Source organism: Parashewanella spongiae (assembly GCF_004358345.1).
Lineage (GTDB): Bacteria > Pseudomonadota > Gammaproteobacteria > Enterobacterales > Shewanellaceae > Parashewanella > Parashewanella spongiae.
This window is the reverse complement of record NZ_CP037952.1, coordinates 4286647-4313101: the sequence shown is the minus strand read 5'-3', so window position 1 is coordinate 4313101 and position 26455 is coordinate 4286647. Positions and strand designations below refer to the sequence as shown.

Sequence of the window (26455 nt, the reverse complement as noted above, 5' to 3'; positions counted from 1 at the left end):
ACAATGAGAATTAGTTTTATACTTTTCATTATCTTGATTCAATATAATTTTTGACCTTTTCGCAAGATTTAAAAAATGCGTCCGTGAATTTACTGACACTTGTTCTTTCAAAAATGAAATTTTGATATTTAAATTTAGCTATCAGCCTTTCTTTTGAATTGAAAAATTTTGTTTCAGTCCAAGATTTCCCATAGAATTCCACTTTGTGAAGGTCATTTTTACATTGTCGAGAAGAAATGAAAACTGAGGCTAGACTATTGGCTCTATCACTTGATATATCAAGTTGATTAAATCCAATATTCATAATCTCTCCATAAATGACACCAGAATTCAAAGCCATCTTTTTGACTTCTGGATTTAAATCACTCATGACAATTGTTAATTCAAAATCATCTCTTATTTCATTTGAGTTGGAGTCTATTCCTAGTAATGATTTTGCTTCTTCTGAATTAGGATCAAATATTGGAATATCAAAGCCTAGAGCAGGATGAGAGAACTCTATCCACTTATTACTATTAATAGGGCTATTTTCATCATCATTAGAAATAACTCCAACATAAGTGAAATATTTTCCACCTTGAATGACTGAATCTCCCCAAGCATATGGAACATATATGGTGTTACCTAATACTTTCTTTTCCTTTCCTTGATGTGAGTAAGGCTGAATATTAACTAATTGTACTTTTTTCCATACTCTATTATTTTTGAATCTAGGCTCTTCATTTTTACGTACAGGAAACCTATTAATCCAAAGATTATTTTCATATTTAACTATTTTTCCCATCTGATAAGATTCGTTTTGATTATATTCTTCTGTCTCACCATATGAACTTGATATCGACGAAAAAGAAATAACAGTTAACAGCAAAAAAATGTATTTATTACCCATCATTAATTCCTTTTAATTCCCCAAAGTTAAGCCACATACCTTCCTCTGAATTTGTGTAGCTTACGGTATCAATTACATCATTGTTTATTTTTTTAAAATTACAGAGTCACTTCCATTCAGTAATTCTCGGTGAAGAAATAACTCTTTAATATTCAATGGGTAAGCTGATGGCGAATTTTTTTAGCACAAACCTAATACTGAAGTCAAACATTCAGCGGTAGATCACAACAACTATGGCAAATAGATCACAAGCTATCAGTGATTTCTGTATTACCATATAGAGCATTATTTTTAATCAGAGAGTGCTTAACTTGGCTTCTCGAATACAAGAAAAAAAACATCTCAGTTTTGATGCGCTTAGAAAGAGCTTGGCTCAGCACATCAATGCAAGTACAGATCCAAGAAACAGCTCAATGTCTCAGCACATTCATCACGATGTTGTCATGAGTGGCTTTACTTGTATGTACTTTCAAGAGCCATCACTAGTAGTCCATTCAAGAACAAATAATGACCGAATGGTTATATCCTAACAACTCCTGAACACAAGAAACACTGGAGTTGTTATGAGGGTTAAATACCACGTTCGTTTGAGTAATGAAGAACGTTCAATGCTTGAGGCTTTGATAAAGCAGAAGAAACCACGTGTTGCTCAACATAAGAAACGACACGCCCAAATTTTACTTGCTATTGATGAGAATAATTCGCCACTGACCAATCAACAGATTGCTAAAGCACTAAACATCTCACCACTTGCAGTAACGAGCCTTAGAAAGCGTTTTGTCGAAGAAGGATTAGAAGTCGCTGTGAATAGCAAACACAGCCATCAAGGCCGCAGACGCATAATGGATGGCGAAGCCGAAGCCCACCTAATTGCACTGGCCTGCTCTACGCCTCCTGAAGGACGTTGCCGTTGGACATTAAATCTTCTTAGAGACAAGATGATTGAACTCAAATATATCGATAACATATCAAGAACTTCTGTTCATTATGCTTTAAAAAAAACGAACTTAAACCATGGCTTAAAGAAGAGTGGTGTATACCTAAAGAGGAAAACGCTGCTTTCGTGAGTGCTATGGAAGATATATTAGAACTCTATAAACTTCCTTACAATCCTAAGCGTCCTTTAGTATGCCTTGATGAAACCAGCAAACAACAAGTTAAAGAAGTTCGCAATCCGTTACCCTTAGTTTCAGGTTATCCAGAGCGATACGATACAGAGTATGAGCGTAACGGTGTCAGCAACCTGTTCATGATATTTGAGCCTTTAGCGGGCTGGCGACATGTTGAAGTCACTGAACACAGAACGGCCATTGATTGGGCTCATCAAGTAAAAGCCTTAGTAGACGGGCGTTATAAGGACGCTGAGACAATTGTATTAGTTGAGGATAACTTGAATACTCATACACCGGCTTCATTTTATAAGGCCTTCGAACCAGAAGAAGCTCGTAGGTTGATCAATAAAATAGAATTTCATTACACGCCAAAGCACGGAAGTTGGTTGGATATGGCTGAAATTGAATTAAGTATCTTGAGCAGGCAATGCTTAAACCGAAGAATACCCGATCAGGAAACACTAAATACTGAAGTCGAAGCCTGGGTTACCGAGCGTAATGAGTCCAAGGCTAAGATGAACTGGCAGTTCACGACTGAGGAGGCACGTATAAAATTAAAGAAACTTTACCCCGTACTCCCAGAGTAAAGTGAGCCTTTTAACAGAAGTTCACTGATTAACGAAATCCAGTTACACATTCGTTAATCAAAGCATGAAAAGCTAGAATCCTACTGACTTGCCAAGGGGTGGGAGGAGGTGTTTTGTTCAGATATCACTTATTTGTCAATTGATTGTGAACAAAAGTTAAGTAAGAGTTTAAAACAATAAATATCGATATATGATTCTTAGCTCTCCTATGACTATGGTTTACCAGAACAGCTTTAACTGTAGAATTCATATGAATGGACTACTAGTACAGTTTCAGCAACGTTTAGAAACCAGTAAAGGGCGCAGCAATCTGCAAACGCTTTTTAACCTAGAAACATCAGTTGACTGCGTTCTCAAGCGTAGAAAAAATGGCTGATAGTAAGGCGTAGCTTGCAGCAAGTAGTTATTCTACTTGCAAAAGTTACAACGCAGATAGCAGTCATTTTAGCAAGCTTGTGAGCGTAGAGCATTTCACTCATTGGATGAAAAACATGATAATAAAATCATCGTATTGCTCAAACAGTTACTCGTATACTCAGCGTTCAACTGATGTTTTTACCGTGAAAATAGCCGCTAACACCTATTCCCAAGCCTGTTAGTGAAAGCATAAAAGCTAAAAATCACTTCGCCTTTAGCTTAGGTTGGGAATAATCTTCAAATCTCAGCGAATACAATTTTCATGGTGTAGGGTGATAGAAAAATAGTAGCCAAAGTAAACGCATATGACATCTATGCCTAGCATGAACGTTTAGGTTTAATGTTCATCAAACGCCAAAAGAAAGCCAGATGCGTGAGGTGTTAGATAACCTTTCCAGCGAGTCTTTTGCCCTAGTATTTAAAGACTTCCATGAAAAGCTTAGACGCCACCATCACTTCAAAGAGTACGAAGTCTTACCCAATACAACAATGTGTGTAATTGATGACACGCAGCATTACAGCTCCAAATCAATTAACTGCAAATGTTGCCTGCATAAAACTCATAAAAATGGAGGGTAGGTTTAAGTTTAAACGGCCTGCCAAAACAAACAGAAACTCGCGCCAATTCCAACAAACCATGAGAGTGATCTAAGTGTCGATAAATCAATTAAATATAATATGTGATACATAATACGGGCAACGATATGCACAATTGCCAGTGTAACGGCCGTTTCTGTGATATCTCCTGTAGCAATAACGGCAAGTACCGCCATACCAAAAACCAACAAAGATTCAAACGCATTTTGATGCCCTGCCAATGCTCTAGCTCCGAACCCTGTGAGTTTGGATTGTTGCTCCCTCGGATGCTGATTGTCATAGCCTCCTAATTTTGCCATAGCATAAGCGACGGGAGCTTTGGCTAAAAAAGGGAGTAGCATTGCGATAAATAAACAGATAAGTAGAGTAGACATAAAAATCCCTTTCCAATATTAATATTAAACTATCTTGCAGTATCAATAGCTTGACATATTGCAACAATGCCGTCGAGAGCTCTTGGTGTCGGACGATGTAATAAATCAGCATTTAGTGGATAAATATTGCCATTTTTAACCGCTGGTATCATCGACCATTTTTCCCAATTTATCCCCTGTAAATTTCCTTTGTCTTTACTGGCTAAAATAACTTCAGGTTTAACTAATAAAACATTTTCGATACTGACTTGTGGGTAATCCCCTTCGGCATCATAAAACACATTCTCACCATTGCAGACTTGAATGAGTTGCTGGATCCAGCTGTTTTTTGAAACGGTCATTAATGGGTTTGACCACAATTGATAGAATACCTTGACCTTAGTTTTTTTATGATTAGCCAGTCTTAATCGAGTTAGTTTTGTCTTGAAATCATTAATCACTTTTTCAGTTATTTTTTGCCGACCAGTCAGTTCGCCTAACACCTTTAAGTCCAATACGACGTCATGAAGGGTCTTAGGATCGCTGTTATATAAATTAAAACCTAATTGCTTTAAACGTTGAATATCATCGGTTTTATTACCACTCCCCCAATATACGATAAGATCTGGGGCTAACTCTAAAATACGCTCAATTTGTATCCCGTGAAAACCGCCAATGGTTGGAATATTTTTTGCCGACACTGGGAAGTCGGCATGCTCGGTAGTCGCAACGATCAACTCTCCAGCCCCAATAGCATAAAGTTGCTCGACGGCATGTGGTGACAAGGCAATCACTCTTTTCACTGGCGAGGCGTAGGCAGTGAAAGCCAATAAGCATAAGGTATTGAGAAGAACAAACTTGAGGAATTTCATCAGTAATCGAATCCAACCTGAGCTTTTATACCCGCTTCAAAAGCATGCTTTGTCGGCTTAACTTCACTGACAGTATCAGCAAGTTCAATAATTTCACGATGACAAGCTCTTCCGGTAATAATCACATGCTGCATAGGTGGACGATTCTTTAATGCGTTCAGCACACGCTCGACATCAAGGTAGTGGTAGCTCACCATATAGGTCAATTCATCAAGTAACACGCAATCTATACTCTCGTCTTGCAGATATTGCTCAGCCTTTTCCCATGCATCAACAGCAGCAGCAGTGTCTTTGTCTTTATCTTGGGTTTCCCATGTAAAACCTGTACCCATTACATGAAACTCAACCCCGACTTTTTTAAGCAAATTACGTTCACCACACTCCCAGCCACCTTTAATAAACTGCACCACTGCAGCTTTTTTACCATGACCAACCGCTCGCGTGATTGTACCAAACCCTGAAGTTGACTTGCCTTTTCCATTGCCTGTTAAGACTAATAAAATACCTTGCTCTTTTTGAGCTGCTGCGACTTTCGAATCAACCGTTTCTTTTAGCTTTTGCTGTCTTTGTTTATGCTTTTCATTTTTACTGGCATCAGAGCCGTGTTTATTTTGTTCTTTATTCAGTTCAGTCATGATTAAATACTCTTTTAATATCGAGATACAACCATCAAGTAGCATATTTACCTAATACCAATTACAGTAATTAACTTCCAACTCAGCAAGAGCTAAAGGATTTCAGTACAAGGCGCAAGTTTGAAGTACTATCGGGATAATTCAAAAACTTGTAATGTAGTAATGGAATCCTTTAGCCTTGCCCTTCGGGAGCTTGTATGTGTTCAAATTACTACGCAAAATTGTCTCAACGCAGCAATGTAATAACGACAGTTTTGTATGTCGGTAATAACTATGTCTTCATCAATTTCACTTGTACTTTGAACACATACATAGCTCTGAGCTGGGAATTTAATTACTGTAATTGGTATAACACTCTCACTAAGTAAAGTTCCGGAAGAAAGTATACCTATGAATTCTCGTCACTCTAGCACAGGCTGGAAACGAAGTAACGGTAGTGGGGTGAAGCAGTAGGGCAAACGGGTCTAAATTAGACAGCCAGTTTGCCCACAGTTAATACCTTCATCAAATATTCTTCATCCCAGCCCGCTTTTAAGCGTTTGCTTTTTATTCCTACTTTTGCTGTTTTCTCATTTTTCAGCATGTTGAGTGCTGTTTTATTCATGATAGCCATATTCTCTGCTGCGTTTCCACTTCTTAACCGACATGAGTCTTCATCAAAGCTTACACCCAGTTGCCAGTGGAGTTTATTTTCAACAAACCAATGAGAACGTATTGCATTTGAGATAAACTCAGCTTTAGGTTTCAAATGACTACTGATGTAATAGCGTCTTTCCATGGTCTTCTCTATCCCTTTTTGTTCCCTAGTAGATTCTACGACTACAATGCTGTTTAAGCTTGACCATCTACTATGGCGTTTTCTGAGCCACTCTACGTCAGACGTGACCCAAACTTTTCTTTGTTCAATTCGACCGTGATCTTTATCGACTTCCTCAAACATATCGCAGTGAATTTTTTTAAATCTAGACTCGAGTTCTGTATCTAAAAATAATTTGATATCTTCAAAGAACTCACCTTGGCTACCTTTAAGGGCGAAAATATAATTAGCTTTTTTTTCAATGATTTTATCTGCAATTTTAAACTGGCAACCCATTGCATCAGTGGTAATGGTTGCCCCTTTAATATCGAGGAGCTCTAACAACTTAGGAATGGCTGTTATCTCGTTGCTTTTACCGTCAACTTTCATTTGCCCTAAGCAAAGATTATTTTTTACTGACCAAGCATTAACGATATGTATTGCTGGAACTTCATTCACTTTATCCAGAGTTCTTCTGAGTGTCTTGCCATCAGGAGGAATGATATCTTCGTCAATTGTACAAAGGTATTGCGCCCACGCTATAAAAGCGGCATGAAAAGCCTTAGGACATAAGCGGTTGAGAACATCGTTAAAGGTATCATGGCTTGGGACACCATGAGGCATATCTAAAAAAGTTTCGAACCATTTTTTCTTCGATTTCCCATATTCTTCAATAGCATTGAAATTATCGCAGCCACAGATAACCGCACATAGAGTAATGGTTATAATGTTAATCAGAGGATGATGTAAAGTTCGTGACATACGAGGGTCGGGTAGGCCATCAAAAAAGTCGCTGATTGTCGTAGTTTTCATAGAAATTAACAAGCAAAGACTATTATAAACCACGATCGCTATAGTTTGGCAAACGATCAAATTTGATTGCTTATTTTTGACCCGTTTGCCCTATAGCGGTAGGACTTACGCATTGACAGGTTTGCGTAGTTAATGATAATCCTTCAAAAATCTAAATATTGTAACTGATGATAAGAAGTACCACTCGACCAACTATAGCCCGCTGCAATTTAACTATGTATATGGGATTTTTGATCAGTGAGCCCAAGTCATCCACTTGCACTCGATTGTCCGAGGTAACTGGTATTTCTCATCACAGTGTAAACCGTTTTCTTCAAAGAGAACTGTTTGAACCATTTGATTTATTTAATGAAATAAAAACCAGCGTCAACTTGATTGGTGGCACTCTTAGCGTTGATGACAGCGTTCTGGATAAACCTTATAGCAAGTATATGGCACTTGTTGGACATTTTTGGTCAGGTAAGCATCATCGAGTTGTGAAAGGGATTAATCTCATCACTTTATACTACACAGATCCAGATGGTCAGCACATGCCAGTCAATTATCGTATTTATGATAAGTCTGAAGGCAAAACTAAAAATGATTATTTTCAGGATATGCTGGGTGAAGTCTTAACATGGGGTTTGAAGCCAGCATTTGTCACGGGAGACTCATGGTACAGCGGCTGAAGAAGGTAAAAAATCACCAAACAGGTTTTATGTTTGCAGTTGAAAGCAATAGAGCAGTATCGCTTGAAAAGGGAAAGTGGCAGCAAGTTCAAGCCCTAGATGTACCTGATGATGGTCTCGAAGTCTGGTTGAAATACTTTGGTAAAGTGAAACTTTTTCGGACGATGCTAAAAGACCAGCAACGCCATTATGTTGTCTACTTACCAGAAGGCAGCTTTAACTATTTGCTGAGAAAAGAGTTTTTAAGCATCCATGACCATCACTGGCAGATTGAACAATATCATCGTACAATTAAACAAGTCTGCCATATTGAGCACTTTCAAGTACGCAATGAGCAACCTATAAGAAATCATATAGTTGCATCAATTTGCAGCTTTGTTCATCTTCAAAAAATGCAGGCTGCTGATGTCATATCTAATGTGTATAAACACCAACGTGATCTTTACAAGGGTGTAGTCGCAGGTTTTATTGCAACATTTTCAGAAGGTAAAAGTTGTCTCGAACCAAAATTTCAAAATTCTGTCAATGCGTAAGTCCTAAGCGGAATAAGGGATACAGGTAGAGTGTTAAATATACACAAGAATACAGTGATAAACGCCATTAAAAAAAATAAAAGAGCATTGTCCACGTAAATCCTAATTACACTCAAAGAGATAGCAACTCAAACATTGAAATCGATATAGAGTTGGTCTGCGAAGAAGCAGAGATCGATGAGCAATGGTCATTTGTAGGTAAAAAGGTTAACCAGAGGTGGCTATGGCATGCCATAGACCATAGTACGAATACAGTTGTAGCTTATGTCTTGGGGAAAAGAACAGACGAGGCTTTCAAAGAGTTACAGACATTGCTCGAGCCACTAGGCATAAAGAAATATTATACCGATGACTGGGGTGCGTATAAGCGAAATTTGCCACCAGAACAGCATGAAGTAGGAAAAACTAATACCCAAAAGATTGAGAGGAAAAACCTCAATTTTAGAACTTGGATTAAAAGGTTAGCACGAAGAACGATTTGTTTTTCAAAGTTAGAAAGTATGCACGATACGGTAATAGGTTTGTTAATCAATCGAGTAGAATTTGGGATTGATATTCATGCCTACCACTAAATTAGCCCACTACCCTCAAGTTCAACCGTAAATACCATAAAGTGAATTCATCCATTGAGTGAATGCTTGACGTTTGTAAACTGGCTAAAGTTACCGCTTGCTGAGTGAGAGATTAATTACTGTAATTGGTATAAAAACAAGAGTGTCGATTAATTGCAGCTTAAGCCTGTGTTGGTAAGTTGTGTGCTACCCGTTTTTCTAATTTCAAGCCCGATGGCATTTGCATTCTTAGAATTAGGACAGTAACTCAAAGTAATTGGGTTGTCTGTTGGTTGTCTGTCTGGTAATCCATTTATTTTACCTGAGCCTAAAAAAGTAAAAGTTGTTGGTGTGAGCATAACGGTATCATTACGATTAAATGCCCCAGTTTCTCTTAAGATCATGCGGGCTGGTTGAACTCTATCTGCGCTTTGACCTGGAACAAGTGGTGCTTGAGGTACATCGAAAGTAAAAACCTGTATTCCAGTGTTCCAATTGCCATCACAACCATTTGCTGGACATACTTCCACGCTGATGTCATAGCTCATGGCTTGGTTACGAGCAAAAGCGAGTGTGGTTTGAATCTTATTAATACTTTGTTCAGCGCGAACATTTTGATAAAACGAATTCAATGAAGGTGCACCAACGAGGATTAAAATCGCGGCAATGGCAATGGTGACCATAGCTTCCACTAATGTGAATCCGCGAATGTATCTCATTTTTTGTTACCTAAAATGATTCATGATTTTAGAGTATATTGAAAAACTGTGAAAGTTTCAGTAGAAAAATGGTTTAATGTTCGAATTCAGTTAGTTGAACACGTGATGACAGCGTCTTGAGAATAACGAATTCTACCAGCAAAGTTAATGATAACAGCTTTAGAAGATTCATTATCTGCTTCGTCAGGGCAATATGTTAATGTTCCAGCAGCTCCAAAAGTAGTCCCATCTGGTTGAAATTTAATGGAGATTGCACGGTTAAATTGAACAATATCCTTGTCATGAAAGGCGCTCACATGAATCAAAATAGACTGCGGTGTATCGGGTACATCATTTCTATCACTATCAATAAAAACGATCATACCGTTTTTCCAATTATTTTTACCATTATTACACTGGCTTCCATTTTTGGGGCAAACGGTAATGTTTTGACCGAGACTGATTGCATGGCTGCGAGCAAAATATAAGGCTTGATGGATTTGCTTGATTCCGCTGTCAGCTCTCGTATTTTGATATAGGCTATTAAGTGACGGGGCACCAACAGTCAGCAATATTGCAGCAATTGAAATTGTTACCATTAATTCTATGAGCGTAAATCCTTTTAGCCTGTTCACGGTTTCATCCTTGAAATCCTGTATAGCGAACAAATTTTACTCTATAAAGTATGGCATGTTAATAACAATCTTGTACTTTGGCGATATTACATATTATGTTGACATCAACGATTGAGGCTGGCTCTATCAATACGTGTTTTATAAGGCTAAAATGTTAACAACAAGTACTTGTATCAAAACAGCTAGGAGCGGTTGATGAAAAGAGTTGAGGCGATCATAAAACCTTTCAAATTAGATGATGTTAGGGAATCACTCGCTGATATTGGCATCACAGGCATGACGGTTATGGAAGTGAAAGGCTTTGGTCGACAAAAGGGGCACACTGAACTTTACCGTGGCGCAGAGTACATGGTTGATTTTTTACCGAAAGTTAAAATTGAGCTTGTCATTCAAGATGAATTATTAGATCAAGCTATTGATGTTATTGTTGAAACGGCTCGAACAAATAAAATCGGTGACGGGAAAATTTTTGTTACAGATATAGAAAGGGTCATTCGTATTCGTACAGGCGAAGAAAACGAAGACGCGATCTAATTCATTTATTATGTGTGGTCGATAGAGGGAAGCTATGACAGTAAAAAAGATTGTCATCGTTGGCGGTGGTGCTGGCGGTTTAGCATTGGCATCAAAACTAGGGAGACGTCTCGGGCATAAAGCTGATTTTGATATCTGCTTAGTTGATAAAAGCCCTATTCATATCTGGAAACCTAAACTGCATGAAGTGGCTGTTGGAGCCATCGATAAATCGATTGATGGCTTACTTTATCGCGATCACAGCTTAAAAAATGGTTATCGCTTTATACGCGGTGAAATTGAAAATTGCGACCATAGCAATAATACTTTTCAGCTTGCGCCAGTATATGCGGCAGATGGTGAATTGTTACTTGCGACGCGTACTATTGAATATGATTTTCTGGTGCTTGCTTTAGGCAGTGTTTCTAATACGTTTGGTACCAAAGGTGCCGATGAACATTGTATCTTGCTCGATAACTTAAATAGTGCAGAGCTCTTTCATCAAAAGTTACTTGATGCATTGCTTCAATTAAGTGAATCAGCAGATAAAAAAGTGAGCATTGGTATTGTAGGAGCAGGAGCTACAGGGGTTGAACTCGCAGCTGAATTATTTCACGTGATCGAGTCAGTTAAAGAATTTGGTTATGTCAATGTCACTCAACACCATCTCGATGTGCATTTACTGGAAGCATCACCGAAAATACTCCCTCAATTGCCGGAAAAAGTAAGCGCTCGGGCACAGTCCTTATTAGATCGAATTGGTATAAAGCTTCACATAGGCGTTCAAGTTAAAGAGATCTCTAAAGAAGGCTTTATTACTCATGACGGTAATACAGTTCCAGCAGACATAAAGGTTTGGGCTGCAGGAGTCAAAGGTCCAGATGTTTTTTCTCAGTTTACCACTTTGCCTGTGACCAAACGTAATCAAATAGAAGTTGACTCGTTTATGAAAGCGATTGGTACTGAAAATGTATTTGCTATTGGAGATTGTGCTGAATTGAAATTAGCTGATGGGAGCTTTGTTCCGCCGAGAGCACAAGCTGCCGATCAAATGGCACAGCAGCTTTATAAAAACTTGATAAAGCGATTTACTGGCCGTAAACAAAAACCTTTTGAATACCGTGATTACGGCTCTTTGGTGTCCCTAAGCCGTTTTTCAGCCGTTGGTAATTTAATGGGCAGTTTACGCTCAGGACAATTTTTTGTTGAAGGGCACCTTGCAAGAGTTATGTATATGTCTTTATATCAGAGACATCTTTCAAGTCTCTTTGGATGGTTTTCTGCCATTATTTATCGAATGGCTAAAAAGATGTTGCGTTGGCACAGACCAAAACTTAAATTGCATTAACTATATATGCGATTTAAGAGTAGCGATTAAAGAATATTGATATTTAGTGCGGGGTTAATTAAGAATATTGAAGTTGAAAATGGTGCCGACACCAAGAGTCGAACTCGGGACCTACTGATTACAAGTCAGTTGCTCTACCAACTGAGCTATGTCGGCGTATCATCATTAACGATGAAGTGGTGCCCGAACCCGGAATCGAACCAGGGACACGAGGATTTTCAATCCTCTGCTCTACCGACTGAGCTATTCGGGCGATGCTCTTAATTAAAAGAGGAAATGGTGCCGACACCAAGAGTCGAACTCGGGACCTACTGATTACAAGTCAGTTGCTCTACCAACTGAGCTATGTCGGCGTATCATCATTAACGATGAAGTGGTGCCCGAACCCGGAATCGAACCAGGGACACGAGGATTTTCAATCCTCTGCTCTACCGACTGAGCTATTCGGGCTTACCAATTGCATTGAGAAATAACAGTTTTGTAAGCCATTGCCTCTCAAAGCGGGGCTCATAATATAGCGGGATACTGCGGGCTGCAAGTCCTTTTTAGATTATTTGAGTTAATTGCCCAGTTACTGTGCAATTACTTGAGGGTGGTTGTTTCTGTTTATTTGTTTAGACAAAAGGGCTCAAGCTACATTCGGTGCTTGAGCTCCTTTCATAAATGTCAAGAAACCCTATAGTGCGTTTTTAAATATTTGACAAATTTCTTCATGTGTCGCTTGTTTTGGATTGGTAAATCCACATGCATCTTTTAATGCATTATCCGCGAGTGTTGGAATATCTTTTTCTTGAACGCCAAGCTTAGTTAAGTTTTCTGGAATGCCTACCGCAGCAGAAAGCTCTTTAATTGCTTTGATTGCCGCCTGTGCGCCTTCTTCATCAGAAAGAGCAGAAACATCAACTCTCATGTTTGCAGCAACGTCTTTTAAGCGTTGAGGTACAACTTGCGCGTTGTACTCTTGTACATGAGGTAACAGTAGTGCATTACAAACACCGTGAGGTAAGTCATAAAAGCCACCGAGTTGATGTGCCATTGCGTGCACATAGCCTAAGCTTGCATTATTAAATGCCATTCCAGCTAAAAATTGTGCGTAAGCCATTTGCTCTCTCGCATCAGTATCTTGGCCTGACTTAACCGCCTTGACCAAATTATCTTGAATTAGCTCAATGGCTTTTAGTGCGCAAGCGTCAGTAATAGGGTTTGCTGCCGTGGAGACATAAGCTTCAATTGCGTGAGTTAATGCATCCATTCCCGTTGCAGCAGTTAATGAAGCAGGCTTCTTTTTCATCAGTTCAGGATCATTGACTGATAAAATCGGCGTGGTGTTTTTATCAACAATTGCCATTTTAATATGCCGAGATTCATCAGTAATGATGCAAAATCGAGTCATTTCACTTGCTGTTCCAGCCGTTGTATTGATCGCAACTAATGGCATTTGTGGTTGTTTTGATACATCCACGCCTTCGTAATCTTTAATGCTGCCACCGTTAGTTGCTACCAATGCAATGCCCTTTGCACAGTCATGAGGTGAACCCCCACCGAGAGAAATTACAAAGTCACAATCGTTTTCTTTGAGTAATGATAAACCTGCTTCGACATTGCCTACAGTTGGGTTCGGTTGAACGCCATCAAAAATAACTGATTGAATGCCAACTTGAGCGAGTTTTTCAATCAAATCATTAACTATACCAATTTCTACTAGTGGCTTATCAGTAACAATTAATGCTCGTTGAAAACATAAAGCTTGAATATCAGCAATCGCCTCATCAACAGCACCTTGACCAAGTACATTAACAGAGGGAATAAAAAATTTAGCCGCCATAGTATTTCCTTTCTTAATTTAAAAGTTAAAGCTTTTCTGTGTATTAAATTAACAATGAAACTAAGGAGATAACGTGATTTAGATCTAAAGTTTTTAGGTTTTGTATTTTTTATATCAAATATGTCGAAGTGGTCAATTTTGAATAAAATTTTTGAGCTATATCAAATGAATTTTGAACCTGAGTTAAAAATGAACTGAACTGAAATGAACTGGTGATAGGTACAATTAGCTAAATTAAGTCACCTTTAATCCTAGATAAAACATGAAATATTTAAGTGTTTATTAGAATTTTTTAGAATTTATAATGAATTATTCTTATACCGTTTTTTATTCTATAAAGTTTATGAAAACCTACTTTTCTCTTCTATTCGTATTTATTTAAAATTATAGATTTTGCCGATATTTTTTATCTATATTTTGATGTAAAGTAAGTGGCTGAATTATTTCTTTCAAAGTTGTTATGCTGAAACAAATCTGCTCAAAAAACGGATTTACGCTTATTGAACTTGTTGTGGTCATTTTGTTTTTGGGAGTTATTGCCGTTGTAGCCGCTCCAAAATTCATTGATTTCTCGTCAGAAGCTCGTAAATCTACAATTGAACAGGCCGCTGGTGCAATAAAAAGTGCGATCAAAATAGTTAACCTGAAAGCACAGATTGAAGGCGTTGCTAATGCAGCATCTACAGAACTATCAACTGATAATACAGTTATAGAACTGAAATATGGTTATCCAGATGCGCGAAATGGTATTAAGGCATCGGTTAATTTGGGTAAAATCGGGGGGTATGGTGCTAGATCAAAAAATTCTCAGTATGATTGGATTACTCATAATGTTTCATTTATTGAAGGTGGCGCAATTTTACCGGGACTTGAGTTTGGGCTAGGGAGCTATTCAGGAGATGGGTCTTCAACTGATAAAGCTCCTTCGCCGAGAACGCTTAATTGTTTTATTCGTTATATAGAAGCTAGTGCCAATAAAAAAGCTTCTATAATTGTATTTACAGATGGCTGCTAGCGTTTAGTTTACCTGTTAAAATCCCATGTTTCACCATTAACTCATCCTGTGACTCTACACGGTTTGGGTCGGGATCAATGCAGTCGATAGGGCATACGGAAACACAAGTGGGTTTCGCATAATGACCAACACACTCAGTGCACAAATTAGGCTCAATTTCAAAAATTTTCTCACCAAGAGTGATGGCTTGATTGGGGCATTCAGGCTCGCACATATCACAATTGATACAGCTGTCATTGATTAGTAAAGCCACTTTGTTTTTCCAAATATACTTAAGAGTTGCAAGGTAAAAGTTGTTCTTTATGAAAGAATTAAGCTGCCTTGACTTACTTATGTTTCAAACGAAGAACTAGATTATACCACAGTAGTTACTGCATGAGTCTGTGAAATCAATGAGGTTAATCGAATCGAAGCTCCATCATTATAGCGTCTTCGCGCTTGGAGTCAGCTTGGTAATATTCTTTTCTTCTGTGAGTCTCTGTAAAGCCTAAGTGCTCGTAAAGTGATAGTGCTTTATGATTAGAAGCTCGGACTTCGAGCATCATTACTGCAGAATTTCTGTTTTTAGCCTGATCAATGGCATGAATTAACAGTTGCTTACCAAATCCAAAACCTTGGTAATTAGGATGAACACAAATATCCATTAACGTAGACTCATCAACAACTTGATGAATGATGCTAAATGCAACGAGTTTGCCATTTAGTTCAACACCAGTGTTGTGATACAAACGTGAAAAACATGATGACAAGTTTGATTCTGACCAAGGGTATGAATGGGCTGAGTTTTCAATTTCAAGTATTTGTTCTAAATGTTGTTTTTTAGTTGTTACAAATTTGAATTGATTTTGAGCGGTAGTGTTCACGATTTAATCTTGCTCTTTTTCTCTAAGTAAAGGCAGATTTGATGCCAAAGCTGCTTTTTATATTCTCCGTTACTCAGAAGCTTACTCATTGGTTCGGATTCTATCCATGCTTGATGCGGACGAGTTTTGCGGCTTCGCATGTCCCATACAATTTCAGCACCTTTTATTGGTTTCTCTGAAAAAGAAAAAGAAAGTTCAGAATGGTTAAGTAACGATAATATATGGTGAATAAATTGCTCTGATACAGGCATATCATCGTCATCATGAAGAATTAAATAACGTGGTTGACTATTTACTTCTTGTGCAGGTACCCATTGTTGAATACCCATAGCATCTATGTATGCGAATTTATCCATTTAAAAAAATTATCTGAATCTATTTATTTAATTAATTATGCCGCAAATTAATGTTTATTTGAAATTAAATTATTGCACTTATGAGAGGAAATTCCTTGGTGATGTTGTGGGCAAATGATAAATAATTTTAACTGTGATGTTAAATTACAAAAAATACATATACAAGTAAGTTGGTTAAATAATTATTAATGAAAATTCCGCATAATATTCATCATAAGTAAAGGCGTTCAGTGCTAGATTTATAAGAAATTTGTTATATCTTTTAGCTGGTTATCTTTAGTGAAGACATAACATTCGATTTACTATACGTAGGAGAGTAACTGATGTCTGGTGCTGATATAAGCCTGAGTAATCCTATTCAATGGAAGGTAGGCGCACAAAATGAATTTACATCTAATGAAGTTGAATTTATGGCCGGCACGTTTAGCGGGAAAAAAGGTGAATTTAATAATTTAAAAGTGACTTTTCCGATAAAAGTTGGTGGGCAAGCTGCCAAAGACATGGAGTTTATAGTTGAAAGGGGAGCTACAGGAGAGGTTCATGTTGGCATCAATGGATTATTCAATAATAACAGCAATAACATTTACTCAAGACAAATAGAAACAGCAGTCAATAAGCATTTCTCTAGTGGAGCTGATATTGAATATGAAGTAATGAAATCTAATGACAGCTCGGAGGCTAAGTTTAGTGACTGTGGCTCGAAAGTTAAATTTAATGATAATGAATATAAAATCGAAGAATCAGAAGGGGATTTACTGGTTATTAGCGCTGTTAAAGATGACTTTGAAGGTGCTAATGAGAGTAATGTTAATTCAAGGCAGAGTCATGAAGCAACTCAGGGGCCTATAACTCCAGATAAATACGAGCCTGAAAAAATGGCTTTTGAAGCAATTTTAGAACAATGCGCTCGTGAGCTTGCTAAATTTAAAATGCAACAGGAATCAGAATTACAGCTAGAAAAGGCAAGAGCTGATTTATCAAAAAAAATATCTGAAAAAATTATTCATGAAGGAGTCAAAGAGCTGATTCGAGTGAATGAAGAAAAGCTTGCTACAGAAAGAGAAGAACTAGAGAACGAGATTGATGAGCTAGCTGAGCGAAAAACTTCAGAGATAATTTCAAGCGTAATAGTAGATGAAATACAAAATGCTAATGATGAAAAATTGTTTGCGGATAAAAAGAAATTAGAAAATATAGAAGCGCTTAGTCGTGACTTAGCCTTAAACGCCTTGGCTGCAGCTGATAGTGAGCTGCATGCTGAAGATGAAGTTTTTATAAAAGGTATTCTTGAAGATATTATTGAAGACACTTTTCATATTGAAGATACCAATAGTAGAGCAGAGGAAGCATTAAGTTCAGCTGGTATTTGTGGTTCTGTTCTGTCTGATGAAGAAGAAGAAAATGCTATAGGTATTAAATCTCAGCAGCAGTATTTTAAAGTAATGGACAAAGGAGTTCTAGGCCTAACTAAAGTTGAAGCTGAAGCTGAAGAAAAGAAGCTTAATGATGAAGTAAAACAAAAAAGTGTCAAAGAGAGAGTTAATGATGCTACTGGTTTGGTATCTAATTTTATTGGAAGTTTTTTCTCCTCAACTCCCCGAGCTATTGAATACAGTGAAACAGGGACCGAGGCTATTCCAGAAAAGAAACCTCTTCCAGAAAAGAAACCTCTTCAATCAATCCTCAAACAGTCAAATGTAAAATATACTCCAGATGACAGGCAGTCTTCTACAATTGAAAATTTTGAGGGAGAAGCTATTGAGTCAGACTCAATCTCCGACGAAGGTATGGCTGTCGATTCAATACCTGTAGATTTGAAGCTTGAGAATCTATCAATTTCCACTTCAACAGTGGCAGATAGAAACCCAGGACTTACAGTTTCAGCGGTGTTGAAAGAGGGAAGTACAATTAAGCCAGGCAGTAATAAATTTAAATTGAGGGCGATAGAAAACGTAGTAAAACTAGATGAAGAAATGGATGTTACATATGATTGCCCGCTTGTAGTAATCCATTTAGATAACTTGTTAGTTTCTGATGAGCTAAGTACATCTTTTTGGGGAGAACAAAAAGTAATAAAGACTTCACCAGGAACTAAGGCTGGATTAATGTTCGAAAGAATAAGAAGGAAGTCAGATTTTCCAGAGCAAACGAAGATTTTGATTTTAAGTCGTTTACCTGTTGATGAAAGTGAAGCATTGCTCAAAACGCATGGAATGATTAAGTATGAAAAAGGAAGAAATAAATTTACTTCATACGATAAAGTCGCACACATAACAGGTGATGAGCCTACGGTTCAAGAAATTGTGCAGACAATTAGAGACAATGAGTATTCACTAGGGAAAAAGATTCGAGAGACCAAAAAAGCAGATAGAGTGAAATTTACAGGTGTTACCTGCATAAAAGTTGTCGATGAAAACCCGGAAAGATTGGCTATGACGGTTTTTGAGTTGTCACAAGATCAAGTGTTCGAACTTCCTATGGATGAAAGTGAGCTTTCAGCATCTTCTACGGTTGAGGGTAGAAAGCCTAAAACCGATGTGAAAGCAGCTAAACCCGTTCAAGGTATCGTCGTTATTGGCTCAGCTCAATCACAAATTGATGTTGGAATGCATAAAAATGGAAGGTGGACCGAGGACGATTGGGCTCGTGAGTTCGAGAAAACCCATTTATTAAACAACCGAACTTGGGTTGAAAATAAGCAGTTTGGTGACTTGGATGTCGATATTAAAGTGGATACAGAATAAAGGTGAAGCTTGCTAAAGACCATATCCCCGTGATACTTGAAGATGCATTTTTCAGTGCACTTTCAAGGTGCATTTTTCAAGGCGTGAAAGTGTTGGTCTAGCGGGCTAATTCAAGTTTTCATAACTTAGAAGAATAAGCGTTGAAATGCCCTCGTAGTGCGACTTCTCTTAGGGAGCTAGCGATTTAGAAAGTACCAATCTTTGTCATACCAGCGAAGGCTGGTATCCAGTGACTTTTATAGAAAAAAGCAAAGGCACTAGACTACCGACATACAAAACTGTCGTTACTTCGTTTCTACTTGCAAAATTTATAGCGGCGCTAGCGGTGATTTTGGCAAGTACTTGAATGTTCAGTACTCACCTGATAGGTGAATCCTGGCTGTTTAATTTTATCTTTAATTTCAATGAATTAAAGTTAAATTGTGCGTTAAATCGGTTTATATAGGTTTAATGAACAGCAATATAAATTGATATTTTTTAGCTTAATATTAATGAACAATAAGTCATTATTGTTTCGATAAAAAGTGTGTTAGAAGTATAATTAGACATTCTTTGAAAGCTAACAAGCTGAGGTGCTTATGCTTCACTCGGCAGAGCAGTTCAATCAAATATCAAAACCATACAATGTCAGTGGCTCTTCATTGAGTTTATTAAACAATGCTGCCAGCGGCGTAGAGCATTGCGCTTTTGAAGCATCATTTTTACAGTCCATATACTCGCCCCGAGACAAGCAGCATTGCGCGGGCCTTTTCAAGTTTTGGAAGGTGACAAAGGATCCAGTTGCCTTATTTAAAACATTTGTTGAGCTTAGGCTTTACGCTTCGAAAGATTTCTATCCGTGTTTCCAGCTTAAAATTATCAATGGGTTGGTCGAATTTGAGTTTGTATATTCTAAATATCTTTTACCAAGCTCTGAAATTCCTTATAAAAAAATACGACTCGAAGACATCGATTTATCATCTTGGGAGCTAACAGGCATAGACCTCAGTGAAGCTTATTTAACAAGAGCAAATCTATCGAGATGTGTTTTGGGAAACATGTCACTTACCAATTGTTGTTTATTTAAAGCAAATTGCTGTGGCATGAATGCGCATAGAGTTTCAATGCAATGCACTTTGCTTGTTCAAGCTGATTTACGCGAAGCCGTGTTTAGTAATATTAATGCACGAAATGTTATTTTACGTGGTGCAAATTGTTCAGCTATGCAAATGCAAGATGTCAGCATGGTAGGAGCAAGGCTTAGTAACACTGTCATTAATGACGCAAACTTGCTCAGAGTGGATATGAGCAACGCACAAGCTAATCAATCTCCATTACACTGTTTGCGAACAAAATTTATCGATTGCGAATTAAACAGTGCTCAATTGCCCAGCGCTGACCTATCTCATTCATGCTTAGCTAAGTGTCGTTTAGAAAAGGCCAGTTTAGTTGGAGCAAGAATGCGTGGTATTAATCTTGAGCGAGCATGGTTAAAAGAAACAGAGATGATTAATGTGGACTTAAAGTGGGCAAACCTCTTTGATATTAACGCTGAAAGTATCATCGCTTGGGGAGCTAATTTTGAAGGTGTGAATGCTGAGCTTGCTGACTTTAGTTTTGGACGATTCTTTAGCTACTCAGAGTCAGTCCCGACAAGTTTTACCAATGCTAACTTAAAAAACGCTTATTTTTTAGGAGCCGATTTGCATTGCGCTGATTTTAGAGGTGCAGATCTTACAAACGCTAATTTTACAGGGGCAAATTTAACTGAAGCCAACTTCGATGGCGCGATACTTGATGGGGCTGTGTTTTCATACGCTGATTGTACAGGAGGAAATTTTAATAATGCTTCAATGAAAAATTTCGAAGCGAATATTACTCAATGGCATAATGCGAGTATGCTTGGGGCTAAAATAGTTTTTACCGACGAAGAAGAGCAAGAAACGATTGTTCATGAAAATAGCAAGCCAAAACTAGAGGATGAAACCCTAGATAATGTGATGGAAAGTAGTGGAGGTAACACTGCTACATCAGTAAAAAGTATCGTGAAATGCCCACCGCAAATGATAATTTTTGAGGTTGAACTAGATAACTTTTTTGATGAATTAGTAGATGAAAGTGCTTCATTACAGCATTATGATAGCGGTTTAGAATTAGATGAACCAAGAATGTATGCAGACTCAGCATCATTATCAATGGCTGCTAGTGTTGATGGTTCGTTAGCTATTATACCGAGTCGGAGAAAACGAGCAAGCTCATCATTATCTAGTGAAGTTGATAGTTTCTATTCGCGTTCTGCGAGTTCTAACAATGGCGCAAGTTTAGAAGAACTAAAAGGCATACTTCATGCTGAAATGACAAATTCCACACTAAAGCAACAATTGTTAGAAGCCGCCACAAAATCAGAGTGTTTTGAAGAAGAGCAATCACCATACTCCACATAAAAAGGCGCTTAAAAATAACGCCTATATCTATTAATCACTTACTATTTTGATTGGCGCTCTACATGGCTACTTTGTTGATTGTAAAATAACAAACTTTCCATTAGATGCTACGGTTTTACAATTGCTAAAAATGCGTTGTAACTTGATGTGATAACCAAGGTGGCGGTTGCCTACAACATGCAACAACCCACCGGATTTTAAGCGGCGTTTAGCATCTAAAAACATTTGCCAAGCTATGTGATCCGTAATGGCTTCACCTTGATGAAAAGGTGGGTTACAAAGGATTAAATCAGGCTCTACATTTGTCGGCAGTTTGCTTAAACAATCATCCCAGTAAAAGTAACCTCTACCTTCATCAAAGTTATTGGCTTGCCAGTTTTGCTTTGTAGAAGCCACAGCCATTTCTGAATCGTCAACAAAATGTATATCGGCATCAGGGAATAGTTGAGCCGCTCTCATACCTAGCACGCCATTACCACACCCTAAATCAATGATGGTATCGAATTGACCTTTTGGCATATTTTCAAGCATCACTCTCGCACCGATATCAAGCTTATTAGCAGCAAATACATTGCTGAGGTTATTCATTCTGAGTCGATATTCAGGGATTTGCCACTGTTTATTTTTCTCGTTTTGCCTAACTTTACCGTCTGAAAGGCAGCTAATCACTCGACATTTTTTCCAAGCTAGGCTAGCTTTGGCTGGGCCTAAGTTGTCTGTAAATAATTGAATAACAGTAGGCGTAATTGATTTAGCTTTAGCTCCGATTAACACTTGTGTGCCTTCAGGCAGCACTTGCGATAATCGCACTAACTGCTGACTAAAGTAACTTAAGTTTTTGGGGAGCTTCATCAAGACTAATGTCACGCTTTTTGGTAATAATTCGCGGCTTGTATGCCAGTTTAGCTGTTCAATATTGAGCTGATTTGAATTAAAGTTCGCGTTGATACCAGAAATACTGGTTTTATTATCGGTCTCGATATAGAGCTGTGCGTCTGGTAACAATCGATTTAAGCCGCAGCTTAATGCACCGAAATTGTCATTAACAATAGCGATGTTACTGTCAGTTCTGCCTTGTTCATGTACCTGCTTCAAGAGGTATTCATCGGCAGCGTCCCAAGCTTGTAAGTTGGTATTATGATTGGCTGGATAACGTTGCAAAAGTAATGATAATTCAGTTTTTAGATCAGTTTCAGAAGATTCTGTAGTGATGAGCTCGATGTTCATAAATGTCGACAGCAAAAAAATAATGCGTAATTATCGCAGATCTCACTATTGATGGTGAATAAATTTGGAAGAATAAATCAGTGAGAGAAAATGCAAACTGAATTACCGCTTTTGGTTAAAGGACAGGAAAACGATAGTTCTCCGCCTGTTACCCTGATTAAAGGGTATTTATCACAGAAGCAAAAGCAATCTTTGATGGCCGAAGCGATATTTTATCCATTTACTTCACCGCAAATACAAATATTTGGAAAGCGGCATGTTATCCCGCGGCAACAGGCGTGGTTTGGTGACACTGGCTGTGATACACGTTATTCAGGCTTGACTGTAACGGCAGAGCCTTGGCCTATTTATGCTCATAAACTCAAAGCTAAACTTTCCCATGATTTTGGTATTGATTACAATGGTGTGTTAGTTAATCAGTATCGTAATGGACAAGATAGTATGGGCTGGCATTGTGATGATGAGCCTGAATTTAAACCATGCAGTGATATTGCTTCAATCAGCCTTGGAGCTGAAAGAGAGTTTGTGGTTAAACATAAGCAGACTAAGCAAAAATACTCGTATCATCTTGCAAGTGGTGATCTGCTCATTATGCATTGGCCTATGCAGCACGATTGGTTGCATAGTGTGCCTAAGCGAGTGAAAGTTAATGCGTCGAGACTAAATTACACCTTTAGGCAAATACAACCACACTTTTTTAAATGATTCCTTATACAACAATGAGGCTGATCATTGATCTTTTTAAATCGAGTGAGTACCCTTCGGCTATCTTTCATAGATCAATTGAGCAATAGATATGTCTTCCTCGAAAGTAGGGCCTGTAGCGCAAGTTATTACTGATAAGTTGAATACTGAATTTAACCCAAGTTTTATTGACGTGTTGAATGAAAGCAATCGACATAATGTACCTCCAAATTCTGAAAGTCATTTTAAAGTTGTATTGGTCAGTGATAATTTTTCTGGTAAACGATTGATTGCTAGGCATAGAATGGTAAATGAAGTATTAGCCGTTGAACTCGAAAATAGCATTCATGCTCTATCGATTCACACCTATACTGAAGAAGAGTGGCAGGGTGAAGGCAATGTGCCTCGCACTCCAAACTGCAAAGGGTAATCAATAGATATTTTTTAAGGGGACTATGGAGCAGCTAGAATTTTTTGATGTCCCGTCTCCCTGTATCAGCGTTTGTCAAACCGACAGTCGAGGTTATTGCCTTGGCTGTTTTCGTAGCCGTGATGAACGTTTTCAATGGCAACAATTTACACTAGCCAAGAAAGTCGATGTGATTCGTTTGTGTAAACAACGAAAACGGCGTTATCGATATGCTATCTATCAAGCCCAAAGAACGACACAGCAAGAGTTAGACTTAAACACCAGTTTTGACTTTGACTAACCAATCTACAAGAATGTCGTTACTTCGTTTCTAGCCTTCGCAGGAGTGACGAAAGTTAGCTGAGCGTTGTTAGGGTCTGTTGATCTTTCGTGATTGTTTTTGCAGCGATAAATTGGTTATTTTATGCAAGGCAGAGTTTGTGAGGTTTGGTTATTATCGACATACAAAACTGTCGTTACTTCGTTTCCAAATAAGAAAACGATAACGCAGCACCTTTTATTTAGAAAGAGCGACCAATTTACGCTCTCTCTTTTTTCGATGCTTTTGAGCATTCACTGTTCTGTGTTGTGACCAGCTCACTTAGATGGCTAAGCATCACTGCTCACGCCTTGAACAGATAAATGCTCAAATAGCACAAAATTTAATTCTGGAAGATCAACAGACCCTAGTATTGCTGGCATAATTTAGTCAGTATCTCTTGGTGTTGACTATTATTTGAAGTCAGAGGCAGAGCTAAACCAATGGTTCGTTTTAATTCAATGTCATCTAGCGGCCTAAATACAATGTCTTGTCTATCGGTCAACGAGGTTACAGCGGGAACAATAGCAATGCCAAGCCCAGCTGCCACAAGTCCTATTGCGTATTCTACAGTTTGTATTCTGGCGCGAATTTGTGGAGCTATCCCTTCAACATCAAAAAGCTGTTGTAAACTACTCAATGCTTCACAAGGCATACGGTGGATAAAAGGTTGCTCATGTAAATCGCTCAATTGAATTTTGGGTTTTAAACTGATGTTCATTGCTGGTGGTATTGCCAATAAGTAAGTATCGCTCCAAATAGGAAAAAAGCTTTCTTGGCTCGATAAATCGGCGGTTGTAATAATTCGAGCTTCTGCTTCATCGGTATGCTCTACCAGCGTTAACTCCATATCTGGACACGCCTGAGTAAAGTCTTTTAATAGTTGACTCATTCTATCTACCCCTAATGATCGAATTAATCCTAACCGAAAAGGGGTACTTTGCTGGGGCTGCACGAACAATGATTGAATAGCTTGGCTTTCGTTAAGTAAACGTTTTGCCAGTGGGTAAAGGCGCTGCCCTTCAGTCGTGGCAGAAACGCCTTTGCCGTGGCGTTGAAAAAGCTGGGTGTTTAATTGGTTTTCAAGATTACTGACCGCGGTTGAAATTGATGGCTGAGAAATGAAACATTGTTTTGAAGCTGCACTAATACTGCCGGTTTCAAAAACCGCAACAAAATACTTCAATCCCTTTAGATTCATCTTTACCTTCACGTAAGATATATAAAAAAGCTATAGAATCTAAAGATAAACAATATTTTGCCTAAGTTCAATTTGTGCGTATTCTGCTCAACAAGATATTGTTTAATGGCAAGGAATTCCTGATGGCTCGCATTCATTTTGATTGGCAAGATCCGCTTCAACTTAATAGCTTATTGACTGAAGAAGAACGGATGATCCGTGACATGGTGCATGAATATGCCCAAGAAAAACTGATGAGTCGGGTGTTAATGGCAAACCGTAATGAGCATTTTGACCGTGAAATAATGAATGAACTCGGTGAGTTAGGGCTTTTAGGCTCAACTTTGCCAGAAAAGTACGGCTGTGCAGGTGCAAACTATGTCAGCTATGGATTAGTCGCACGTGAAGTTGAACGTGTTGACAGCGGTTACCGAAGCGCGATGAGTGTGCAATCATCGTTAGTGATGCATCCAATTAACGAATACGGCACAGAAGCGCAAAAACAAAAGTATTTACCAAAACTTGCTACAGGCGAATGGGTCGGTTGTTTTGGTTTAACCGAGCCTGATGCAGGCTCTGATCCTGCTGGCATGAAAACACGTGCGGAAAAAATTGATGGCGGCTATCGACTTACTGGTAGCAAAATGTGGATCACAAACTCCCCCATTGCCGATGTATTTGTGGTGTGGGCAAAGCTTGATGGTGTCATCCGAGGATTTGTACTCGAAAAAGGTATGAAGGGGTTATCGGCGCCAAAAATTGAAGGTAAGTTTTCGCTTCGAGCGTCTATTACGGGGGAAATTGTAATGGATAACGTCGAGGTGGGGGAAGATGCCATTTTCCCTGATGTAACGGGATTAAAAGGGCCGTTTGGCTGTTTAAACAAGGCTCGTTATGGCATTGCATGGGGGGCATTAGGCGCTGCAGAGTTCTGTTGGCATGCAGCAAGGCAATATGGTCTTGATAGAATTCAATTCGATAAGCCTTTGGCTGGTACCCAATTGTTTCAGAAAAAATTAGCAGACATGCAAACGGAGATCAGCACGGGTTTATTTGCTTGCTTGCAAGCAGGACGATTGATGGATCAAAACGCATTACCTGTTGAAGCGATTTCAATGATTAAGCGTAACTCTTGCGGAAAGGCATTGGATATTGCCCGTATTTCCCGTGATATGCATGGCGGTAACGGTATTGCAGATGAGTTTCATGTCATACGGCATGTGATGAATTTGGAAGCCGTGAACACCTACGAGGGTACTCATGACATTCACGCATTGATTTTAGGTCGTGCTCAAACCAGCATTCAAGCCTTTATGTAGTCATTTTCTACTGAGGTAGAGTGAGCATTCCTACCTCAGCTTTGCACCAAAACTAAAAACAGCAAAGAGGGTAG

23 protein-coding genes, 4 tRNA genes and 2 pseudogenes are annotated in these 26455 nt (G+C 38.5%); 12 read left to right on the top strand and 17 right to left on the bottom strand.

Features of this window, described 5'->3' with window-relative positions; genetic code table 11:
- Window positions 1–28 precede the first annotated feature (28 nt).
- Complete coding sequence (locus tag E2I05_RS17145) at window positions 29–892, bottom strand: hypothetical protein (RefSeq protein ID WP_133309762.1); 864 nt, start codon at window positions 890–892, stop codon at window positions 29–31.
- Window positions 893–1452: 560 nt separating this feature from the next.
- Here E2I05_RS17145 and E2I05_RS17135 point away from each other — a divergent pair.
- Window positions 1453–2588, top strand: a protein-coding gene (locus E2I05_RS17135) for an IS630 family transposase (protein WP_133309486.1) whose coding sequence is annotated in 2 segments (ribosomal slippage) — window positions 1453–1876 and window positions 1876–2588 — 1137 coding nt in all. Because the reading frame shifts where the segments join, the coding sequence is not laid out codon by codon here.
- A gap of 1004 nt (window positions 2589–3592) precedes the next feature.
- On the opposite strand, the gene E2I05_RS17130 is transcribed toward E2I05_RS17135, so the two are convergent.
- The 4 genes from E2I05_RS17130 to E2I05_RS17115 all read right to left on the bottom strand — a co-directional run bounded on the left by E2I05_RS17130 (window position 3593) and on the right by E2I05_RS17115 (window position 7071).
- Window positions 3593–3976 carry an MAPEG family protein gene (locus tag E2I05_RS17130; protein WP_121855256.1) on the bottom strand — a complete coding sequence of 128 codons (384 nt, stop codon included), beginning with the start codon at window positions 3974–3976 and terminating at the stop codon, window positions 3593–3595.
- Between the two features lie 29 nt (window positions 3977–4005).
- The gene (locus tag E2I05_RS17125; RefSeq protein ID WP_121855257.1) at window positions 4006–4827 is read right to left on the bottom strand and encodes a cobalamin-binding protein; all 822 of its coding nucleotides are present in this window, start codon (window positions 4825–4827) and stop codon (window positions 4006–4008) included.
- A complete protein-coding gene (gene cobO, locus E2I05_RS17120) occupies window positions 4827–5462 on the bottom strand; it encodes a cob(I)yrinic acid a,c-diamide adenosyltransferase (RefSeq protein ID WP_121855258.1) in 636 nt (211 codons plus the stop codon). Before cobO ends, E2I05_RS17125 begins: the two co-directional genes overlap by 1 nt.
- Before the next feature lie 469 nt (window positions 5463–5931).
- On the bottom strand, window positions 5932–7071 hold the full coding sequence (locus E2I05_RS17115; RefSeq protein WP_133309760.1) for an ISAs1 family transposase: 1140 nt from the start codon (window positions 7069–7071) through the stop codon (window positions 5932–5934).
- Between the two features lie 170 nt (window positions 7072–7241).
- Here E2I05_RS17115 and E2I05_RS17110 point away from each other — a divergent pair.
- Together E2I05_RS17110 and E2I05_RS17105 are read left to right on the top strand one after the other, a co-directional pair.
- Window positions 7242–8272: pseudogene (locus E2I05_RS17110) on the top strand (IS701 family transposase).
- Window positions 8273–8278: 6 nt separating this feature from the next.
- Window positions 8279–8844: pseudogene (locus E2I05_RS17105) on the top strand (IS1 family transposase); the annotation flags it as partial.
- Between the two features lie 149 nt (window positions 8845–8993).
- Here E2I05_RS17105 and E2I05_RS17100 read toward each other — a convergent pair.
- Window positions 8994–9542, bottom strand: coding sequence for a GspH/FimT family pseudopilin (locus tag E2I05_RS17100; RefSeq protein ID WP_121854564.1), 549 nt, complete (start codon window positions 9540–9542; stop codon window positions 8994–8996).
- Window positions 9543–9628: 86 nt separating this feature from the next.
- The gene (locus tag E2I05_RS17095; protein WP_243641128.1) at window positions 9629–10156 is read right to left on the bottom strand and encodes a GspH/FimT family pseudopilin; all 528 of its coding nucleotides are present in this window, start codon (window positions 10154–10156) and stop codon (window positions 9629–9631) included.
- Between the two features lie 195 nt (window positions 10157–10351).
- On the opposite strand from E2I05_RS17095, the gene E2I05_RS17090 reads away from it, so the two are divergent.
- Window positions 10352–10690 (top strand): P-II family nitrogen regulator, encoded by a 339-nt coding sequence (locus E2I05_RS17090; RefSeq protein WP_121854565.1) that lies wholly within the window; start codon window positions 10352–10354, stop codon window positions 10688–10690.
- 34 nt (window positions 10691–10724) lie between these two features.
- Window positions 10725–12017 carry an NAD(P)/FAD-dependent oxidoreductase gene (locus tag E2I05_RS17085; RefSeq protein WP_121854566.1) on the top strand — a complete coding sequence of 431 codons (1293 nt, stop codon included), beginning with the start codon at window positions 10725–10727 and terminating at the stop codon, window positions 12015–12017.
- An 80-nt stretch (window positions 12018–12097) separates the two neighbouring features.
- Here the strand turns inward: E2I05_RS17085 and E2I05_RS17080 are convergent.
- From E2I05_RS17080 to yiaY, 5 genes are all read right to left on the bottom strand, one after another.
- A tRNA-Thr gene (locus E2I05_RS17080) sits at window positions 12098–12173 on the bottom strand.
- A 21-nt stretch (window positions 12174–12194) separates the two neighbouring features.
- Window positions 12195–12270, bottom strand: a tRNA-Phe gene (locus E2I05_RS17075).
- A 24-nt stretch (window positions 12271–12294) separates the two neighbouring features.
- Window positions 12295–12370 (bottom strand) — tRNA-Thr (locus E2I05_RS17070).
- 21 nt (window positions 12371–12391) lie between these two features.
- Window positions 12392–12467, bottom strand: a tRNA-Phe gene (locus tag E2I05_RS17065).
- 226 nt (window positions 12468–12693) lie between these two features.
- Complete coding sequence (yiaY, locus tag E2I05_RS17060) at window positions 12694–13842, bottom strand: L-threonine dehydrogenase (protein WP_121854567.1); 1149 nt, start codon at window positions 13840–13842, stop codon at window positions 12694–12696.
- A 460-nt stretch (window positions 13843–14302) separates the two neighbouring features.
- On the opposite strand from yiaY, the gene E2I05_RS17055 reads away from it, so the two are divergent.
- Window positions 14303–14857, top strand: coding sequence for a type II secretion system protein (locus tag E2I05_RS17055; RefSeq protein ID WP_121854568.1), 555 nt, complete (start codon window positions 14303–14305; stop codon window positions 14855–14857).
- Here E2I05_RS17055 and E2I05_RS17050 read toward each other — a convergent pair.
- The 3 genes from E2I05_RS17050 to E2I05_RS17040 form a co-directional block, all read right to left on the bottom strand.
- Window positions 14841–15110 (bottom strand): YfhL family 4Fe-4S dicluster ferredoxin, encoded by a 270-nt coding sequence (locus tag E2I05_RS17050; RefSeq protein ID WP_121854569.1) that lies wholly within the window; start codon window positions 15108–15110, stop codon window positions 14841–14843. The genes E2I05_RS17055 and E2I05_RS17050 overlap by 17 nt on opposite strands.
- 145 nt (window positions 15111–15255) lie before the next feature.
- On the bottom strand, window positions 15256–15720 hold the full coding sequence (rimI, locus tag E2I05_RS17045) for a ribosomal protein S18-alanine N-acetyltransferase (RefSeq protein WP_121854570.1): 465 nt from the start codon (window positions 15718–15720) through the stop codon (window positions 15256–15258).
- Window positions 15717–16076: a hypothetical protein gene (locus E2I05_RS17040; RefSeq protein ID WP_133309758.1), complete on the bottom strand. Its 360-nt coding sequence runs from the start codon at window positions 16074–16076 to the stop codon at window positions 15717–15719. Before E2I05_RS17040 ends, rimI begins: the two co-directional genes overlap by 4 nt.
- A gap of 323 nt (window positions 16077–16399) precedes the next feature.
- On the opposite strand from E2I05_RS17040, the gene E2I05_RS17035 reads away from it, so the two are divergent.
- Window positions 16400–18820, top strand: a complete 2421-nt coding sequence (locus E2I05_RS17035) for a coiled-coil domain-containing protein (RefSeq protein ID WP_121854572.1) — start codon at window positions 16400–16402, stop codon at window positions 18818–18820.
- A 764-nt stretch (window positions 18821–19584) separates the two neighbouring features.
- A complete protein-coding gene (locus E2I05_RS17030) occupies window positions 19585–21243 on the top strand; it encodes a pentapeptide repeat-containing protein (RefSeq protein WP_170179645.1) in 1659 nt (552 codons plus the stop codon).
- A 66-nt stretch (window positions 21244–21309) separates the two neighbouring features.
- Here the strand turns inward: E2I05_RS17030 and E2I05_RS17025 are convergent, their stop codons facing one another.
- A complete protein-coding gene (locus E2I05_RS17025; RefSeq protein ID WP_179952749.1) occupies window positions 21310–22455 on the bottom strand; it encodes a methyltransferase in 1146 nt (381 codons plus the stop codon).
- A gap of 105 nt (window positions 22456–22560) precedes the next feature.
- Here E2I05_RS17025 and E2I05_RS17020 point away from each other — a divergent pair, with 105 nt between their 5' ends.
- From E2I05_RS17020 to E2I05_RS17010, 3 genes are all read left to right on the top strand, one after another.
- Window positions 22561–23175, top strand: coding sequence for an alpha-ketoglutarate-dependent dioxygenase AlkB family protein (locus E2I05_RS17020; RefSeq protein WP_121854575.1), 615 nt, complete (start codon window positions 22561–22563; stop codon window positions 23173–23175).
- A 91-nt stretch (window positions 23176–23266) separates the two neighbouring features.
- Entirely contained in the window at window positions 23267–23584 is a 318-nt protein-coding gene (locus E2I05_RS17015) for a BolA family protein (protein WP_121854576.1), read from the top strand.
- A 25-nt stretch (window positions 23585–23609) separates the two neighbouring features.
- Window positions 23610–23864 (top strand): DUF1289 domain-containing protein, encoded by a 255-nt coding sequence (locus E2I05_RS17010; RefSeq protein ID WP_121854577.1) that lies wholly within the window; start codon window positions 23610–23612, stop codon window positions 23862–23864.
- Window positions 23865–24249: 385 nt separating this feature from the next.
- Here the strand turns inward: E2I05_RS17010 and E2I05_RS17005 are convergent, their stop codons facing one another.
- The gene (locus E2I05_RS17005) at window positions 24250–25083 is read right to left on the bottom strand and encodes a LysR family transcriptional regulator (RefSeq protein WP_121853442.1); all 834 of its coding nucleotides are present in this window, start codon (window positions 25081–25083) and stop codon (window positions 24250–24252) included.
- Window positions 25084–25205: 122 nt separating this feature from the next.
- On the opposite strand from E2I05_RS17005, the gene E2I05_RS17000 reads away from it, so the two are divergent.
- Window positions 25206–26381, top strand: coding sequence for an acyl-CoA dehydrogenase (locus tag E2I05_RS17000; RefSeq protein WP_121853441.1), 1176 nt, complete (start codon window positions 25206–25208; stop codon window positions 26379–26381).
- Window positions 26382–26455: the final 74 nt, after the last annotated feature.